Below are 16,190 nucleotides of genomic sequence, written 5' to 3'. Positions count from 1 at the left end.
GCCATGCGCGTCTCCACGGGCAAGATCATCAACACCAGATTGACCCGTGCGGTGACGTTATGGGCGCTGATGATCTGTGTCGCCGTGACGGGCGTACAGCCGGTGCGGGCGGATGAAAATAGCCCGAACCGGCTGAAGGCCGCGATCATGTTCAACATCTTGCGGTTCGTGAATTTCCCGTTGGAAGATGCGGGGCGGGCATTGCGCCTGTGCGTGGATCGGGATGAAGACGCTGCGCGCGAATTGGCCCTGCTGCATGGTCGCCATGTCGGCGACAGGGATGTCGAAGTCCGGCTGATGGATTTTGCGGCAGTCGGCGGGGCTGGTTGCGACATTGCCTATCTGGGCAATGGCTCCGCCGCCAGCATCGCGCGATTGAGCCAACGGGGCCGCTTGCTGGTGGGCGATGGTCCGGGATTTATCAATGGTGGCGGGACCATCGGTCTTGTCCGATTTGGCAATCAGATCCGGTTTGAAATCAACGCGCGGGCTGCGCGTCAATCGGGGGTGTCGATCAGTTCCAAGCTGATGCGTCTTGCTGCACGGGTGCAATCATGATCCTGTTTCGAACAACACATCTGTTTTCCGCCCTTGGGTTTCGCGCCAAGCTGAAATTATTGACGTTGCTGTCTGTCGCCTTTGCATTGTTATTATCCTGTATCGGGCTAATCGCGGTGCAATATCGCAATGACCGGGCGGCATCGCTTGGCCGCCAGTTGCAGATTTCGGAAGTGATCGCGGTCAATCTCAGCGCCGCGATTGTGTTCGGCGACCGCGCGGCGGCGCGGGAAAGTCTGGGATCGGTGCGCGGCATCACCGATATTGATTGGGCCGGGGCCTATAATGGCAAGGGCGCGTTGGTGGCAGGCTATCGTGGGGCCGAGCTTATCGGCACCGCCGACCCGCGCCATTTGATCACGCTGAGCACCCCGCATGAAGCGTTTAAATTATTGGACGGCGAAATTCGCCGACCGATATTGGTCGATGGCGAACGGGTTGGCGAATTGCGGGTCGGCTTTCATTATCGCACCATCGGGGCGATCCTGTGGGATGCCGCGCCAAGCGCGTTCGCGATCTTTTCATTATGTATGGGTTTCGCCTATTTCGCGGCCAAATGGCTGGGGCGCATGGCGTTCGATCCGATTGAACGTTTGTCGCGGGCCATGGGCCGGATCGGCCAGTCCGGGGATTTTAGCCTGCATCTGTCGCGCGATCAGGACCGGGATTTCAACGTCATCGTCGATAGCTTCAACGCGATGGTACTGGAGATTGAGGCGCGCAACACCGAATTGTCGGATGCGGCCAGCAAGCTGAGCCTTGCCCGCGACGAGGCGGAAAAGGCGAACCTCGCCAAATCGCAATTCCTCGCGAATATGAGCCATGAATTGCGCACGCCATTGAATGCGATCATCGGCTATACCGAAGTGCTGCAAGAAGAATTGATCGCCGCCAACATGGGCCGGTCGGTCGAGGATGTGCAATGGATTTATAGCTCGGCGCATCAATTGCTCGTGCTGATCAACGAGATACTCGATCTGTCCAAGATCGAGGCGGGCCATGTCGATCTGGATGTGCATGAATTCGATGCGGCAAGGCTGTTGCAGGAAGTCGGCGCGATGCTGGAACCGCTGGCGGTGCAAAAGGACAATCGCCTGCAAATTCAGATTCATCCCTCAATGGGGATGGCGCGGACCGATGCGACCAAATTGCGTCAGTGCCTGCTCAATCTCGGCAGCAACGCCTGTAAATTCACCGAACATGGGCAGGTGTTCATCCTCGCCCGCGCCAGCGAGGACATGTTGTATTTCGATGTGGCCGATACGGGCATCGGCATGACGGAAAAAGAATTGAATCGCTTGTTCAAACCCTTTGTGCAGGCCGATGCCTCGACCACCCGCCGTTATGGGGGGACGGGCCTGGGCCTTGCCATCACTTGGCGTTTTGCCGAATTATTGGGGGGCGATGTGACGGTCGCGAGCGCGCCGGGCGAGGGGACGAATTTCACCTTGCGGGTCAAGGCCGATATGCGGATCGATGATGATGCACCGATCCCGGCGGCGGTGTTGCCGCATCCCGAAGACATGGTGACGGCGCGCAACAGCGATCGTCCGCTGGCGTTGATCGTCGATGACGAGCCAAGCGCGGTGCAATTGTTGATGCGGCTGGTAAAGCAGGCGGGTTATGATGCGATGGTCGCGGGCGATGGCGAAAGCGGGCTGATGAGCGCGCGTACCCATCAGCCGGACTTGATCCTGCTCGATATCGGCCTGCCCAAAATGGATGGCTGGCAGGTGCTGGATGCGATGGAAGGGGAAAATAGGCTGCAATCCATCCCGACGGTGGTGGTGAGCGTGGATGACAATCGCCGCCGGGCGCTTGATTCCGGCGCGTGCGAGCATCTTGTCAAGCCGGTGAACCGCCACGAGCTTTCGGATATTCTGACCCTATATGCAGGCCGCAATGATGGGTTGATCCTGATCGTTGAGGATGATGCCGCCACCTCGCGGCTATATGAACGCGGTATCGGCCAGATGGGTTTCGCGACCAAGACGGTGACCAATGGGCGGGACGCGCTGGAGGTGCTTGCGCAGCGCCATGTCAGCCTGATCGTGACCGATTTGAAGATGCCTCATGTCGATGGCTTTGAACTGGTGGATGCTGTGTCGCAAATGCCGCCAGACCGCCGCCCGCCGGTGATCGTCGTCACGGGCAAAGTGTTGCGCGAAGACGAGGCCGAATTACTGGCAGGCAAAATCGTCCAGTTGCTGCCGAAAAGGGGGCTGTCCCCCCGGACGCTCGTGTCTAATATTGCCGGTATTTTTGGGCGTGTATCGGCAGCGCCTGTGACTTTAAGCGGAGAAACCGCATGAACATGCCCTTTTCGATCAATGCCCAGATGGATCAGCCTGTCCATGTGCTGGTGGTGGATGATGTCGAGGCCAATCGCGCCGTCTTGTGTCGCCGGTTGGAAAAATTCGGCTATAGCTATCAATCGGCAGACAGCGGCGCTGCCGCCTTGGCGATATTGCAGCAGGACATGCCTGATATTATCCTGCTCGATTATATGATGCCGCAGATGAACGGGGTGGAGGTGCTGCGCCAATTGCGCCGCGATCCGCAGACGCAGGAGGTGCCGGTCATCATGGTAACGGCGCGGACCGAGGGCGATGCCGTGATCGAGGCGCTGGAAGCCGGGGCTGATGATTATGTGACCAAGCCCATTGATTTCGAAGTGTTGCGGGCGCGCATGGAAACCCAGCTTGAAAAGCGCAGCAGCGCGAAGCAATTGCGCCGGGTGAATGCGGTGCTGGATGAACGGGTGACGCTGCGGGCGATGGCTTTGGCCGATTTGCAGGATGAACTGCGCGACGAAATCCGGCGGCGGCAGGCGCTGGAGGCGGAAGTCGAGGCCGCGCGCAAACGCGCCTTGCCCGTGCAATTCGATAGCGTGCAGGTGGCCGAACTGATTATCGAGATCGACCGGATTACGTTGAGCATTTTCAACGCCGCCACCGGTGGACGTGCGCCCAATCTCGCCTTGCTGGCGGAAATGCGCAAACTGGTGGGCGCGGCGGTGGCGTTGGTAGGGGGGGGCGGTGAAGCCGGAGAAGCGGTTCCCATGCGTAATATGGCCTGAATATCGCTACATGGCGGCTTTTTGATTTGAAATATGCGTATTGGGGGCGCTAATCCCCTTTGGATGCATATTTCAGGCTGAAGAGCCGGGGGAACCATTGATGTTGAAACTGTTGTTGCCGCTATGTCTGTCGCTGGCCTTGGCGGGGTGCGGCAAGGCCGAGGTGCAGTGTTCGGACGAGGCCGCCCGCGAGGTCGTGACCGATTTGATGCGGGACCAGCTCAAGCAGCGGGTGTCGGACAATCTTTCCAACGATCCCAATGCCGCAGGCGCGATTGGCCCGTCGAAAATCAAGGCCGCGATTGCCAAGCTCAACTTCATGGTGGACGATATTCGCACCTCCAAGGAAGACCCCAACAGCACCAAGCGTCATTGCACCGGCACGTTGAAAATCCGTTTCCCGGTGGAAATGCTCAACAATGCCAATAAGTCGCGCAGCGCATTGGCGATGACCAGCGTGTCCGATTTCGCCGATGCGAGCGGGGTTGAACGCGCGGCGGATAATTTCACGACCGAGCTGAATTTCAGCATCCAGCCGACCGATGACGGCAAGAAGATTTTCGCGGAAACCGATAGCGAAAACGCCATCCTGCCATTTTCCGCCGAAATTCTGGTGTCCGATCTGCTCAACCCGGCGATTGAAGGCGCGCAGCGTCAGCAACAGATCGTCGCGCAGCAGCAAGAAGCGGAATCGCAGGCGGCCTTAGATGAACAGCGCAAGGCCAATCTCGCGCTTGCTCAGACCGAAAACAAGCTGGCGGTGCAGGTGATCGGCGCATTGTGGCAATCGCTGCCCGCCGATACGCGCGAGCAATTATTGCCGCTGCAACGGGCATGGATTCGCAAGAAAAATGCGGATTGCCGGGTCGAGGCCGCAGGCACCTCCACCGATCCGAGCGAATTGGAAACCGCGCGTCTGGGTTGCGAGACGCGGGAAAACCAGTCGCGCACCAATTGGCTGCGGCAATATCAGAACCCTGAAAGCGATGGCAGCGAGGGGTATAATCAGTAAGCTGGGATCATGGGTGAGGTGATCAATCTTCGTCAGGCCCGCAAGGCCCGCGACCGCAGCGCCAAACAGGTGCAGGCGGCGGCCAATCGCGCCTTGCATGGCCGCAACAAGGCGCAGCGGCAGGCTGAAGAGATGGAGGCTGCTCGGCTGGCCCATCTGCTCGACGGCGCGAAGATCGACGATTGATCGGATGGACCTGCCGCAAAATGAACCGGTGACGCCATCGCCTTGCAACGGTGTCTGCACGATAGATCGGGCCAGCAACTGGTGCGTGGGTTGCGGGCGGAACTTGGATGAGATCAGCCAATGGCCGACTGCCGATGAGGCCAAGCGTCGGGATATTGTCGCGCGCCTGCCCGCACGCATGGCCGTGCTTGGGGGCTGATTTTCTAAGGCCCGTGATGGGGTTTGGTGCCTCTTGCGCCTCGTCCCTAGTCCCTCGTCATTCCCGCGAAGGCGGGAATCCATAAAGCACCACCGGATTGAAGGGCGTGTACATCTCATTGGTCCGCGCTGTCTGGATTCCCGCCTTCGCGGGAATGACGAGGGGTGGTGCGGGAATGACGAGGGAAGAGTGGGGGGTGACCTAAGCGATCAATGCGCGGGTCGCGCGCGCGATGGGGAGTTCCTCATTCGCCTCGATCACCTGCACCCGCACCGCGGATTCCACGTGGCTGATGGTCGCGGCATTGCGGGCATTGGCCGAGGTATCCAGCATGATGCCCGCCCAGCCAAGCCCATCGCAAATGCGCGCGCGCATCGCGGCGCCATGTTCGCCGATGCCGCCGGTAAACACCAATATATCCAACCCGCCCAGCGCCGCCATGAGCGACCCTATTTCACGCGTCGCGCGATAGGCGAACAGGTCCAGCGCCTCAATGGCGCACGGGTCGCTGCTTGCCTCCAAGATGCGGACATCGCCGCTGATCCCCGATACGCCCAACAGGCCAGATTGCTTGCCCAGCATATCGGACACGGCCTTGGGCGTCATGCCGCGCTGTTCGATCAGATGGAGGACGAGGCCGGGATCGATCGCACCGCTGCGGGTCCCCATCATCAGGCCATCGAGCGCGGTCATGCCCATGGTGGTGGCGATGCTGCGTCGCTCCCGCATCGCGCACAGGCTCGCGCCATTGCCGAGATGGGCGACGATGACCCGGCCATCGGCGCGGGGACCGGCAAGGCTGGGCAATATTTCCGCGATATGCTGATAGGACAGGCCGTGAAATCCGTAACGTTCCACCCCTTCATCCGCCAGATGCCGGGGCAAGGGGAAGAGCTTGGCCAAGCGGGGCTGGGTGCGGTGGAACGCGGTATCGAAACAGGCGATCTGCGGCAGATCGGGCCATGCGGCGGCCACGGCGGCGATACCAGCAAGATTATGCGGCTGATGCGCGGGCGCGAGCGGGACGAGGGTTTCCAACTGCGCGAGCATCTCCGCATCGACCCGCATGGGGGCCGCGAAATCGCGCCCGCCATGGACGACGCGATGGCCCGCCGCCACCAGTTCCAGCCCGGCGATCTGTTGGGTCAGGCGATCCAGCAGCCATTTGACCTGCACCTTATGGCCACCCGGTTGCAAGACCGCCCCGTCCAATATCTGCGCCGCAAAGGTGCCGGTCGCCTGGATGGTCGGCGTGTCACCCGCCTCATCAATCACGCCGCGCAGATGGAGGTCGAGCTTTACCTCATCATACAAAGCGAATTTGACGCTGGATGATCCGGTGTTGAGGACGAGGATGAACGCGCTCATGATTTGGCTTTCACGCGGTGGCGGGCGAACAACAGGGCGAGCGCCGCCGAGGCCGTGCGGGCGTCGGCATCGTCCGAACGGCTGGTCAGCATGATCGGCACGCGCGCGCCCAATACAATGCCCGCGACTTGTGCACTGGCGAGGTAGATCAATTGCTTGGCGATCATATTGCCCGCCTCCAGATCCGGGGCGATCAGCACATCCGCATCGCCCGCGACCGGGGACACGATATGCTTGATCATCGCGGCCTCATGCGAGATCGCATTATCGAACGCGAGCGGGCCATCCAATAAGCCGCCGGTGATCTGGCCGCGATCCGCCATTTTGCACAGGGCTGCGGCTTCGATAGTCGAACGCATCCGGGGGTGGACGGTTTCAATCGCCGCCAAAATCGCGACCTTGGGCAACGCGATGCCGAGCGCATGGCACAGGTCAATCGCATTGCGGATGATGTCGGCCTTGTCCTCCAATTCCGGCACGATGTTGATCGCGGCATCGGTGATGAACAAGGGCTTGTGATAATTGGGGACGCCGAGCATGAACACATGGCTGATCCGCCGGTCGGTTTTCAAGCCGTTCGGGGCCATGACCGCGCTCATCAATTCATCGGTGTGGAGCGACCCTTTCATGATCGCCTCAACCTCGCCCGCACGGGCAAGGCGCACGCCTTCTTCTGCCGCTGCATGGCTATGTTCGGTATCGACCCGATCAATGCCGGTAATGTCGATATGCGCGGCAGTGGCGGCGGCATCGATCTTGGCCCTTGGCCCGATCAGGATCGGATCGATCAAGCCTGCATCGCGGCCCTGCACCGCGCCGAGCAATGAGGCCTCATCCACCGGATGAACGACCGCCGTCCGCATGGGGGGGAGGTGCAATGCCTGTGCCAGCATCCGCGCAAAGGGGCTGTCATGCGGATCGCAAGGGGCATTGTTGGATGTGTGCATTACTTAATCTCCGTCGCCGGATGGCATGGTATCTTGGTACAAGGCGCGATACTCGATTGTCGACCTATTATCGGTTCAACATCTGGGCATTCCCAGAGATTTATATATGATGGCGACATGCAACAGCTTGATGACATCATCGCCAGCCATCAACATCAGCAAGGTCCGCTTTTGCCGATCCTGCATGAGGTGCAGGTTGCCTATGGCTATATCAGCGAAGAGGCGATCCGGGCGATTGCGGCCGGGTTGAACCTCAGCCGTGCCGAGGTGCATGGGGTGGTGAGCTTTTATCATGACTTCAAGGCCGCACCCGAACCCTATCCGGTGGTGAAATTATGCCGGGCAGAGGCGTGTCAGGCGCGGGGCGTGGCGGCGCTGGATCAGGTGGTGGCAGATGCCACCGGGGTCGCGATTGAAACGGTCTATTGCCTTGGCCTGTGTGCGGTGGGGCCTGCGGCAATGCTGGCGGGGGGCGAGGTGCATGCGCGGCTGACGCTAGAGAGTTTTGCGGCGTTGCTGCAATCGGAGGTCGCGCGATGAAGGTGCGTTTGTCCGATGATGCGGTGGCGCGGGCCACTGGCGCGGATGCGGTGGCGGCGGCGTTTATCGCTGCCGGGGTGGAGGTTGAGCGCGTATCGAGCTGGGGGATGCACTGGCTGGAGCCATTGGTCGAGCTGGACGGGCTTGGCTATGGCCCGGTGACGGTGGCGGATGTGCCAGCGATCATTGAGGGGAAGGCAAGCGGCATCGGTCGGATCGAGGATCATCCCTTTATAGCGGCCCAGACCCGGATCACCTTCAAGCGGGCGGGCAGGACGCGCCCCTTGAGCCTTGACGATTATGCCGCGACCGGCGGGTGGCAGGGGCTGGCCAAGGCGCGAGATATGGGCGCGGCGGCGGTGGTGGACGCGATCATCGCATCTGGCCTGCGGGGCCGGGGCGGGGCGGGCTTTCCGACCGGAATCAAATGGCGGACGGTCGCCGGGGCGCAAGGTCCGCGCAAATATATCGTCGCCAATGCGGATGAGGGCGATAGCGGCACCTTCGCCGACCGGATGTTGATGGAGGGCGATCCGTTTCAATTGATCGAAGGCATGGCGATTGCGGGCCTTGCGGTCGGCGCGGATGCGGGCTTTGTCTATATCCGGTCGGAATATCCAGATGCGATTGCCAAGATGCGGGCCGCGATCACGGCATCGGCGCATTTGGTCGCGCCATTTGCTTTGGAGGTGCGGGTGGGCGCGGGGGCCTATGTCTGTGGCGAGGAAACGAGCCTGCTCAATTCCATCGAGGGCAGGCGCGGCGAGGTTCGGGCCAAGCCGCCATTGCCTGCATTAAAGGGGCTGTTCGGCTGTCCAACCGTCGTCAATAATGTCCTGACCTTTGCCACGGTGCCGTGGATCATCGCGCAAGGGGCGGAAAAATACGCCGCCTTGGGCATGGGCCGTTCGCGCGGGACGATGCCGATCCAGCTTGCGGGCAATATCCTGCATGGCGGGCTGTTTGAAACCGGTTTCGGCATGACTTTGGGCCAATTGGTCAATGACATTGGCGGAGGGAGTTTTTCGGGTCGTCCGGTCCGCGCGGTGCAGGTCGGCGGGCCATTGGGGGCTTATCACCCGGTCAGCCAGTTCGATCTGCCATTTGATTATGAGGCCTTTGCCGCCGCCAATGGCTTGATCGGTCATGGCGGGATCGTGGTGTTTGACGACACTGTCGATATGGCGCGCCAAGCCCGGTTCGCCATGGAATTTTGCGCAGCGGAAAGCTGCGGCAAATGCACGCCCTGCCGGATTGGATCGACCCGTGGGGTGGAAACGATCGACCGGATTATCAACGGCGAGGAGGTCGCGGCCAATCTCGCGCTTGTCACGGACCTTTGCGACACCATGAAATCCGCGTCTTTATGTGCATTGGGCGGATTTGCGCCCTATCCGGTGATGTCGGCGATCACGCAATTTCCGGAAGATTTCGCGGGAGGTGAACAGGCATGACCTATCAGCCGCAAGCCGATTACGGCACGCCTGCATCGGGCGCGCATGAAATGGTCACGCTGATCATCGACGGGCGCGAAGTGACGGTGGCGGCGGGAAGCTCCATCATGCGGGCGGCGGCAGAGCAGGGAACGGCGATCCCCAAATTATGCGCGACCGATATGTTGGAAAGCTTCGGTTCCTGCCGATTGTGTCTGGTGGAAATTGACGGGGTGAACGGCACGCCCGCCAGTTGCACCACCCCGGTTGCCCCCGGCATGGTCGTGCATACCCAGACACCTCGGCTGCAAAAATTGCGGAAAGGGGTGATGGAACTCTACATCTCCGATCACCCGCTCGATTGCCTGACCTGTGCGGCCAATGGGGATTGCGAATTGCAGGATCAGGCGGGCGCGGTCGGCCTGCGCGATGTGCGCTATGCGGCGGATGCGACCCATTTGGGACAGGCGAAGGATCTGTCCAACCCCTATTTCGATTTCGATCCGGCCAAGTGCATCGCCTGTTCGCGCTGTGTCAGGGCATGCGATGAGGTGCAAGGTACGCTCGCGCTGACGATGGAGCATCGCGGCTTTGCATCGAAAATTTCGGCGGGGCTGGCCAGCGATGATTTTCTGGGGAGCGAATGTGTGTCCTGCGGTGCCTGTGTGCAGGCCTGTCCGACCGCGACATTGATCGAGAAATCGGTGGTGGAGATTGGCACGCCGGATCGGTCGGTTGTCACCACCTGCGCCTATTGCGGGGTGGGCTGCACATTCCGGGCTGAAATGCGCGGTGAACAACTCGTGCGGATGGTGCCGTGGAAAGAGGGCAAGGCCAATCACGGCCATAGCTGCGTCAAGGGGCGCTTTGCCTGGGGCTATGCCCAGCATCGCGACCGGGTGCTGAAACCGATGATCCGCGCGTCCATCGACCAGCCGTGGCGCGAGGTCGAATGGGATGAGGCAATCCAATATGCCGCCAGTGAATTACAGCGGATCAGCGCCCAATATGGCCGCCATGCCTTGGGCGGGATTACGTCCAGTCGCTGCACCAATGAAGAGACGTTTCTCGTGCAGAAATTGGTGCGGGCGGGCTTTGGCAATAACAATGTCGATACCTGTGCGCGGGTGTGCCATTCGCCGACCGGCTATGGTTTGAAAACGACCTTTGGCACCTCGGCGGGGACGCAGGATTTCGACAGCGTCGATGAGAGCGATGTCATCCTTGTGATCGGCGCGAACCCGACCGATGCCCATCCGGTCTTCGCCAGCCGGATGAAGCGGCGGTTGCGGGCTCAGAATGGCAGGCCGGGGGCAAGGCTGATCGTGATCGACCCGCGCCGGATCGATCTGGTGCGCTCTCCCCATATTGCGGCGGATTATCATCTGCCGCTGCGTCCCGGCACCAATGTCGCGGTGCTGACGGCGATGGCCCATGTCATCGTGACCGAAGGGCTGGTGGATCACGCCTTTATTGCCGAACGCTGCGATGCGGAAGAATATCGCGACTGGGCGGATTTCGTCAGCCTGCCGCGCAATAGCCCGGAGGCGCTGGAGCCGGTTATGAGCGTGTCTGCCGCCGATCTGCGCGGGGCGGCGCGACTGTTCGCGACCAGCGGCAATGGCGCGATTTATTATGGTCTGGGCGTGACCGAACATTCGCAAGGTTCCTCCACCGTGATGGCGATTGCGAACCTTGCGATGGCGACCGGCAATATCGGGCGGCGCGGGGTGGGGGTGAACCCGTTGCGCGGCCAGAATAATGTGCAGGGCGCATGCGATATGGGCAGCTTCCCGCATGAATTATCCGGCTATCGCCATATTTCGGATGATCAGGTGCGTGCGGATTTTGAACGCGATTGGGGGGTGGCGCTCGATCCCGAACCGGGCTTGCGTATCCCCAATATGCTCGATGCCGCGACCGATGGTAGCTTCAAGGCGATCTATATTCAGGGCGAGGATTTGCTGCAATCCGACCCCAATAGCAGCCATGTCGCGGCCGGATTGGCGGCGATGGAATGCGTGATCGTCCATGATCTTTTCCTGAATGAAACAGCGAATTACGCGCACGTCTTCTTGCCCGGTTCGACCTTTTTGGAAAAAGACGGGACGTTCACCAATGCCGAACGGCGCATTCAGCTGGTCCGCAAGGTGATGTCGCCATTGGCGGGGCTGGCGGATTGGCAAGTGACGCAACGGTTGGCGCAGGCGATGGGGCTGGATTGGGATTATGCCCATCCGTCTGAAATCATGGATGAGATCGCGCGCCTGACCCCGACATTCGCAGGGGTGAGCCATGCCCATCTGGATACGGCGGGATCGCTGCAATGGCCGGTCAATGCGGCGGCGCCCGAAGGCACGCCGATCATGCATGAGCAAGGCTTTGTGCGCGGCAAGGGCAAGTTTGTCGTGACCGATTATGTCCCGACCGATGAAAAGACTGGGCCGCGCTTTCCGTTATTGCTGACCACGGGCCGGATCTTGAGCCAGTATAATGTTGGTTCGCAAACGCGCCGGACATTGAACGAGGTCTGGCATGATGAGGATGTGCTCGAAATCCATCCGGTCGATGCCGAAGATCGCGGGTTGAAAATGGGGGATTGGGTGAAACTCGCGAGCCGCGTCGGGGAGACGACCCTGCGGGCCTATGTCACGCCCCGTGTCGCGCCGGGGGTGGTGTATACGACCTTCCATCACCCGGAGACACAGGCCAATGTCGTCACCACCGAATTTTCGGATTGGGCGACCAATTGCCCGGAATATAAGGTGACGGCGGTGCAGGTCTCGCCCTCCAACGGCCCAAGCGACTGGCAAAGGGCGCATGACGCGCGGGCCACGCAATCGCGGCGGATCAGCCATGGGGAATTGCCCGGATGACCCATTTGGAAAAATTGGTGATGATGGCGAACCAGATCGCCCAAAATCTCACACATGAACCGGACCCGGCGGCGGCGGTGGCGGCACATATTCGCCTGTTTTGGGACCCGCGGATGCGAGCGATGATCTGCGCGGAGGAGGTTGGGGGCCTCATCCCGACGGCCAAGGCGGCGGTGGCGTTGATTAGGCCAGCGGCATGACGGCGAGCCGGATTGCGCCCGTTCGGCGCGTGACGTTGGCGGGAGTGGAGGCGGCCAGCCGCGCTATCCCGGTCGAGGTGCCGGTGGCGATTGAATATAATGGTCTTGGCTATGCGGTGATGATGGCGACGCCGGTCGATTTGCATGATTTCGCGCTCGGTTTTTCATTGTCCGAACGGGTCGTGACGACGGCGGAAGATGTGACCGAGGTCGAGGCGGTGGAACTGGCGCAGGGCTGGTTGCTGCGGATTCAGATTGCGGAACATTGCTTTGCCCCGGTGCGCGAACGCATCCGGGTGCGGGTGTCGGACAGCGGCTGCGGCCTGTGCGGGCTGGAAAATCTTGAACAGGCGGTGCGCGATGTGCCGCGCCTTGCGCCTCGATTTCGGCTGGAACGCGCGGCGGTGTTTCGCGCCTTGGGCGATCTTGGGACGCATCAACCGCTCAATCAGGCAACGGGTGGGGTGCATGCCGCGGCCTTTTGCGCGCCGGATGGGGAAATCCTGTTGGCGCGGGAGGATGTGGGCCGCCACAATGCGTTCGATAAGCTGATTGGCGCGATGGCGGGGCAGGGCTTGTCCGCCGCCAGCGGGTTTTTCCTGCTGTCGTCGCGGTGCAGCTATGAACTGGTGGAAAAGGCGGCGCTGGCGGGCGGGGCGCATCTTGTCACCATCTCTACTGCCACCAGCCTTGCGGTCGATCGCGCGATAGCGGCGGGGATGACCTTATTGTCACTCGCGCGTCCGGATACGGTGTTGCTGTTCAACGGGGAGGTGGATTGAGCGGGCGACTTTATTCGCTGCTCGTGCTGAATATTGGGGATTTTCATCGATTATGGATGAATTCGCCTGAAATTGAATAAATAATTAACTTATTAACGGGTATTTTGATGCTCTGTATATTTGCAGAGTGAAGGAATGGCCGCCATGATTGACCGGTTCACATCGAGTCTGACCCGCCGCAGCGTTGCGGTCGTGCGTTCACTTGATGCCGAGATGCCTGTGATCCTGCTCGTCTGGGTAGTGGTTGCCAGCATGGCATGCGTCATGCGGATCGGCCTGCCGGATGCGCCTGTCAATGACGCGCATTGGACGGTGGCCTTGCCTTATGTGCTTGTCGTGGGTGGCCCGGTGGTGGCGATGCTGCTGGCGCTCCGTCTCTTTCCTTCTGGGGCGCTATACACGCAGCCGGAAATCCGGTTGTCGCGCTATGGCCGCTGGGCGCAACTTGATTGCGTCAAGGTGCGCCGCCTGCCGCAATTCGGCGCGGCAGGGCTGATGGCGCTGTTGCTGCTCGGCATTTTGCTCAATGTCCCGGTGCGGACGTTTGAATTTCTTGTCGCCATGCCGGCGCTTGATACCGCCGCTTCCGACTCCTTGCGCATGGCCGTTTATGCGATGACGGCGGATATCGTCATGACCTCCAGCCTTTATGCCGTTGCCTTTGTGATGGCGTTGCGGCTTGTCCCCTGGTTTCCGCGCTTCCTCGGCATCGTATGGGGTGTTGACCTCTTGACGCAGCTGGCAATCGGTCAGCTCGTATCTGGTCAGCAGATGCCGGGGTCGATCAATGCCGCACTCAGCCTGATGCTGGAGGGCAATATCCAAAAGGCAGGGATCGGCATTGCCTTGTGGCTGCCCTATCTCATCATGTCGGACCGGGTGAACCTGACCTATCGTAACCGGGTGCGGATCTGATCGGCCTTGGCTGACGCCTTGATCGGCTCCTGCCGTATGTGGATGACGGCCCATTTATCCGCGTAAAAACGCTTCCAGCCGGGTTCGCGATCCATATATTTGGTGAGCTTGTGTTCCGGCGGCAGGAGGCTCCAACGGAAATGCCATTTCTTGTCCGCGACCCGCCATTTGCGAAGGTCGTCGGCACTGGTGATATCGAAATATTCTTGCATGAACTTGTCGCCATACATATCGGCGCGCCCGTCGATGAACACAGGGATGCCCGCGTAGATCAATGCCCCGCCCTTGCCATATTCATTGAATCCGGGCTGTGTCCGCAAGGCGGCGGGGAGCTTGGAAATCGCCTTGGAAGGGGAGCCGTCGCTGTCCGGGCGTTGCATCGGGGTCAGGAGCCTAGCAAAGATCAGGCCCGTGGGCGCCAATGCCAACGCGGCCAATAACCAGCGATAGTGATGCCAATGCCGCGCGACGGTCGAGAGAATATCGGGCCGGGGCAGCTCGCCCTCGCGGAGATAGGCGCGGCCCAATGGTTCGATCAGGATCAGGCTGGTGACAATCAGGAAAACCGCCTGATGGCGCACATGGGTCAGTGCCATATGCAGCAGGAAAATGATCAGCAATAAACGGACAACCGGTATCCGCACGTTGCGGAATAAACAGGCAAACAACCCGAGATACAACGCGAAGCTGAAATAGCTGATGCTGGTAAAATTGGTGCTATGCCATTCGGAGATCATCGACAATGTCTTCATCGTCGATACGGTCAAGGGGAACATCAGCCCTTCTACCCCCGAGGGGGTCGCGATGGCCGCCAACAGGCAGACAAGGCCGAACAGCGCCCATTGCTTGATGATCTCGATATAGGCCGACCTTGGCGATGGCCTTGGGGTCGATACCAGCGCATCCAGCGCAAAGACTGCCGACAGGAACAGGCCGATAGCATAGCTGCCATGCAGATTGGCCCATGCCAGCATCATCATTGCCAACCACAAGCTTGGTGCCGTGTTCCGCTCCCGCGCGCGCAGCATCGCCACGACCCAACAGGCGAGAAACACCCAGACGAGCACATGCGGCCGGACCAAGGTGGCGGGCAATAAGCCGAAAAAGCATAAGGCGGCGATGCTGGTGGCGGTTACCGGCGTCAGCCAACGCTGTGCGTAGAGCGAGATGATGGCGATCACCAGCCCAAAAAAAAGACCGAAGACAAGCATCAGCCCCGGCCAGCCCAATGTCGCAAAAATGCCATGCATCACGACTTCGGCCAACCATTCATGGGCCACCCATGGACGACCATGAAAGGTGTAGGAAAAGGGGTCGGTACTGGGGATTTGCAGATGTTCAATGATGTAGCGCCCGGCAGCGAGATGCCAGCCCGTATCGCCATCTTGCAGGACATTGGGGTGGAACATGAATACCGTCGCCGCGATCAGCGCGGAGAGAAACGTCAATATCAGCCCATTGGTCGAAGACAGGGTTTTAGGCTGAGGTTGGGCGACAATGTTGTCCGCCATCGCCTGTTCGGGTGCGTGTTGAATTGAAACCGGCATCAAATGATCCATTTCCCCCGAGCCTGCGTCATTGCCATCTGCGATACGCCGGGCGGTCTTAAAAAATGCCTCTAAGGCGTAAATCTTTAAATCAGACCTATAAACATGAAATCTGCAGCTGGGGAATGGCTTCTTTGGCGGCGTGTTCGATTTCTTGGTACTGTAAAATCATGCTGGCTATGGGGAGGCGATATTGTTTGGCCCTGACAATTCGTGTCAATTTTTGATGTATGAACATCCGCGACGGCGATAGTTAATATCGGGTTGAAGGTCCGAATCAATCCAGTTGAAAGCAAGGGCGCGGTCGCAGATTGAAATCGTTGAATTAACTACAAAAAATGTAAAATACTATTTTCGACAAATATTAAATTATTGAAAACAAGCAATTAAAAATTTATTTATTGACACTTGAGCCATTTCGGCGCTTTTTCGTGGCAAGCAATGATGTGTTTTCCGTCTTTGGCCGGCAAGCTCCCATCTCAAAATAGGGGGCAACCGGGTCGCGCAAGGTCGATGGCCCTGGCACATCTCAACTGCTTTTTATTACT

General features: G+C 59.8%; 15 protein-coding genes. 12 read left to right on the top strand and 3 right to left on the bottom strand.

Annotated features, from left to right (window positions below):
• Positions 1-3: 3 nt before the first annotated feature.
• The 6 genes from K6117_RS03375 to K6117_RS03350 all read left to right on the top strand — a co-directional run bounded on the left by K6117_RS03375 (position 4) and on the right by K6117_RS03350 (position 5,034).
• Positions 4-558 (top strand): YfiR family protein, encoded by a 555-nt coding sequence (locus K6117_RS03375; protein WP_221792309.1) that lies wholly within the window; start codon positions 4-6, stop codon positions 556-558.
• Positions 555-2,870 carry a response regulator gene (locus tag K6117_RS03370; protein ID WP_221792308.1) on the top strand — a complete coding sequence of 772 codons (2,316 nt, stop codon included), beginning with the start codon at positions 555-557 and terminating at the stop codon, positions 2,868-2,870. Before K6117_RS03375 ends, K6117_RS03370 begins: the two co-directional genes overlap by 4 nt.
• A complete protein-coding gene (locus K6117_RS03365; protein WP_221792307.1) occupies positions 2,867-3,637 on the top strand; it encodes a response regulator in 771 nt (256 codons plus the stop codon). Before K6117_RS03370 ends, K6117_RS03365 begins: the two co-directional genes overlap by 4 nt.
• Positions 3,638-3,737: 100 nt before the next feature.
• Positions 3,738-4,649 (top strand): lysozyme inhibitor LprI family protein, encoded by a 912-nt coding sequence (locus K6117_RS03360; protein ID WP_221792306.1) that lies wholly within the window; start codon positions 3,738-3,740, stop codon positions 4,647-4,649.
• Positions 4,650-4,658: 9 nt separating this feature from the next.
• Positions 4,659-4,835 (top strand): DUF4169 family protein, encoded by a 177-nt coding sequence (locus K6117_RS03355; RefSeq protein ID WP_221792305.1) that lies wholly within the window; start codon positions 4,659-4,661, stop codon positions 4,833-4,835.
• Positions 4,836-4,839: 4 nt separating this feature from the next.
• On the top strand, positions 4,840-5,034 hold the full coding sequence (locus K6117_RS03350; RefSeq protein WP_221792304.1) for a DUF1289 domain-containing protein: 195 nt from the start codon (positions 4,840-4,842) through the stop codon (positions 5,032-5,034).
• Positions 5,035-5,235: 201 nt separating this feature from the next.
• Here the strand turns inward: K6117_RS03350 and K6117_RS03345 are convergent, their stop codons facing one another.
• Together K6117_RS03345 and K6117_RS03340 are read right to left on the bottom strand one after the other, a co-directional pair.
• Positions 5,236-6,402, bottom strand: coding sequence for an acetate/propionate family kinase (locus K6117_RS03345; protein ID WP_221792303.1), 1,167 nt, complete (start codon positions 6,400-6,402; stop codon positions 5,236-5,238).
• On the bottom strand, positions 6,399-7,349 hold the full coding sequence (locus tag K6117_RS03340; protein ID WP_221792302.1) for a bifunctional enoyl-CoA hydratase/phosphate acetyltransferase: 951 nt from the start codon (positions 7,347-7,349) through the stop codon (positions 6,399-6,401). Before K6117_RS03340 ends, K6117_RS03345 begins: the two co-directional genes overlap by 4 nt.
• A gap of 117 nt (positions 7,350-7,466) precedes the next feature.
• On the opposite strand from K6117_RS03340, the gene K6117_RS03335 reads away from it, so the two are divergent.
• From K6117_RS03335 to K6117_RS03310, 6 genes are all read left to right on the top strand, one after another.
• Positions 7,467-7,889 (top strand): NAD(P)H-dependent oxidoreductase subunit E, encoded by a 423-nt coding sequence (locus K6117_RS03335; RefSeq protein WP_221792301.1) that lies wholly within the window; start codon positions 7,467-7,469, stop codon positions 7,887-7,889.
• The gene (locus tag K6117_RS03330; RefSeq protein WP_221792300.1) at positions 7,886-9,343 is read left to right on the top strand and encodes an NADH-ubiquinone oxidoreductase-F iron-sulfur binding region domain-containing protein; all 1,458 of its coding nucleotides are present in this window, start codon (positions 7,886-7,888) and stop codon (positions 9,341-9,343) included. The genes K6117_RS03335 and K6117_RS03330 overlap by 4 nt, the downstream gene beginning before the upstream one ends.
• The gene (gene fdhF, locus K6117_RS03325; protein ID WP_221792299.1) at positions 9,340-12,198 is read left to right on the top strand and encodes a formate dehydrogenase subunit alpha; all 2,859 of its coding nucleotides are present in this window, start codon (positions 9,340-9,342) and stop codon (positions 12,196-12,198) included. Before K6117_RS03330 ends, fdhF begins: the two co-directional genes overlap by 4 nt.
• Positions 12,195-12,398: a formate dehydrogenase subunit delta gene (locus K6117_RS03320; RefSeq protein WP_221792298.1), complete on the top strand. Its 204-nt coding sequence runs from the start codon at positions 12,195-12,197 to the stop codon at positions 12,396-12,398. Before fdhF ends, K6117_RS03320 begins: the two co-directional genes overlap by 4 nt.
• A complete protein-coding gene (gene fdhD, locus K6117_RS03315) occupies positions 12,395-13,180 on the top strand; it encodes a formate dehydrogenase accessory sulfurtransferase FdhD (protein ID WP_221792297.1) in 786 nt (261 codons plus the stop codon). Before K6117_RS03320 ends, fdhD begins: the two co-directional genes overlap by 4 nt.
• Positions 13,181-13,324: 144 nt before the next feature.
• Positions 13,325-14,095 (top strand): DUF2569 domain-containing protein, encoded by a 771-nt coding sequence (locus K6117_RS03310; protein ID WP_221792296.1) that lies wholly within the window; start codon positions 13,325-13,327, stop codon positions 14,093-14,095.
• On the opposite strand, the gene K6117_RS03305 is transcribed toward K6117_RS03310, so the two are convergent.
• Complete coding sequence (locus K6117_RS03305) at positions 14,071-15,642, bottom strand: hypothetical protein (RefSeq protein WP_221792295.1); 1,572 nt, start codon at positions 15,640-15,642, stop codon at positions 14,071-14,073. The two genes, K6117_RS03310 and K6117_RS03305, sit on opposite strands and share 25 nt — an antisense overlap.
• Between the last annotated feature and the right edge of the window lie 548 nt (positions 15,643-16,190).

This window comes from Alteraquisediminimonas sediminicola, assembly GCF_019740335.1.
Taxonomy (GTDB): domain Bacteria; phylum Pseudomonadota; class Alphaproteobacteria; order Sphingomonadales; family Sphingomonadaceae; genus Alteraquisediminimonas; species Alteraquisediminimonas sediminicola.
This window is presented reverse-complemented; position numbering and strand designations above follow the sequence as displayed.

Coding starts and splice junctions, on each gene's coding strand:
- K6117_RS03375 (WP_221792309.1), top strand. CDS start 4: ATGCGCGTCTCCACGGGCAAGATCATCAACACCAGATTGACCCGTGCG.
- K6117_RS03370 (WP_221792308.1), top strand. CDS start 555: ATGATCCTGTTTCGAACAACACATCTGTTTTCCGCCCTTGGGTTTCGC.
- K6117_RS03365 (WP_221792307.1), top strand. CDS start 2,867: ATGAACATGCCCTTTTCGATCAATGCCCAGATGGATCAGCCTGTCCAT.
- K6117_RS03360 (WP_221792306.1), top strand. CDS start 3,738: ATGTTGAAACTGTTGTTGCCGCTATGTCTGTCGCTGGCCTTGGCGGGG.
- K6117_RS03355 (WP_221792305.1), top strand. CDS start 4,659: ATGGGTGAGGTGATCAATCTTCGTCAGGCCCGCAAGGCCCGCGACCGC.
- K6117_RS03350 (WP_221792304.1), top strand. CDS start 4,840: ATGGACCTGCCGCAAAATGAACCGGTGACGCCATCGCCTTGCAACGGT.
- K6117_RS03345 (WP_221792303.1), bottom strand. CDS start 6,402: ATGAGCGCGTTCATCCTCGTCCTCAACACCGGATCATCCAGCGTCAAA.
- K6117_RS03340 (WP_221792302.1), bottom strand. CDS start 7,349: ATGCACACATCCAACAATGCCCCTTGCGATCCGCATGACAGCCCCTTT.
- K6117_RS03335 (WP_221792301.1), top strand. CDS start 7,467: ATGCAACAGCTTGATGACATCATCGCCAGCCATCAACATCAGCAAGGT.
- K6117_RS03330 (WP_221792300.1), top strand. CDS start 7,886: ATGAAGGTGCGTTTGTCCGATGATGCGGTGGCGCGGGCCACTGGCGCG.
- fdhF (WP_221792299.1), top strand. CDS start 9,340: ATGACCTATCAGCCGCAAGCCGATTACGGCACGCCTGCATCGGGCGCG.
- K6117_RS03320 (WP_221792298.1), top strand. CDS start 12,195: ATGACCCATTTGGAAAAATTGGTGATGATGGCGAACCAGATCGCCCAA.
- fdhD (WP_221792297.1), top strand. CDS start 12,395: ATGACGGCGAGCCGGATTGCGCCCGTTCGGCGCGTGACGTTGGCGGGA.
- K6117_RS03310 (WP_221792296.1), top strand. CDS start 13,325: ATGATTGACCGGTTCACATCGAGTCTGACCCGCCGCAGCGTTGCGGTC.
- K6117_RS03305 (WP_221792295.1), bottom strand. CDS start 15,642: ATGCCGGTTTCAATTCAACACGCACCCGAACAGGCGATGGCGGACAAC.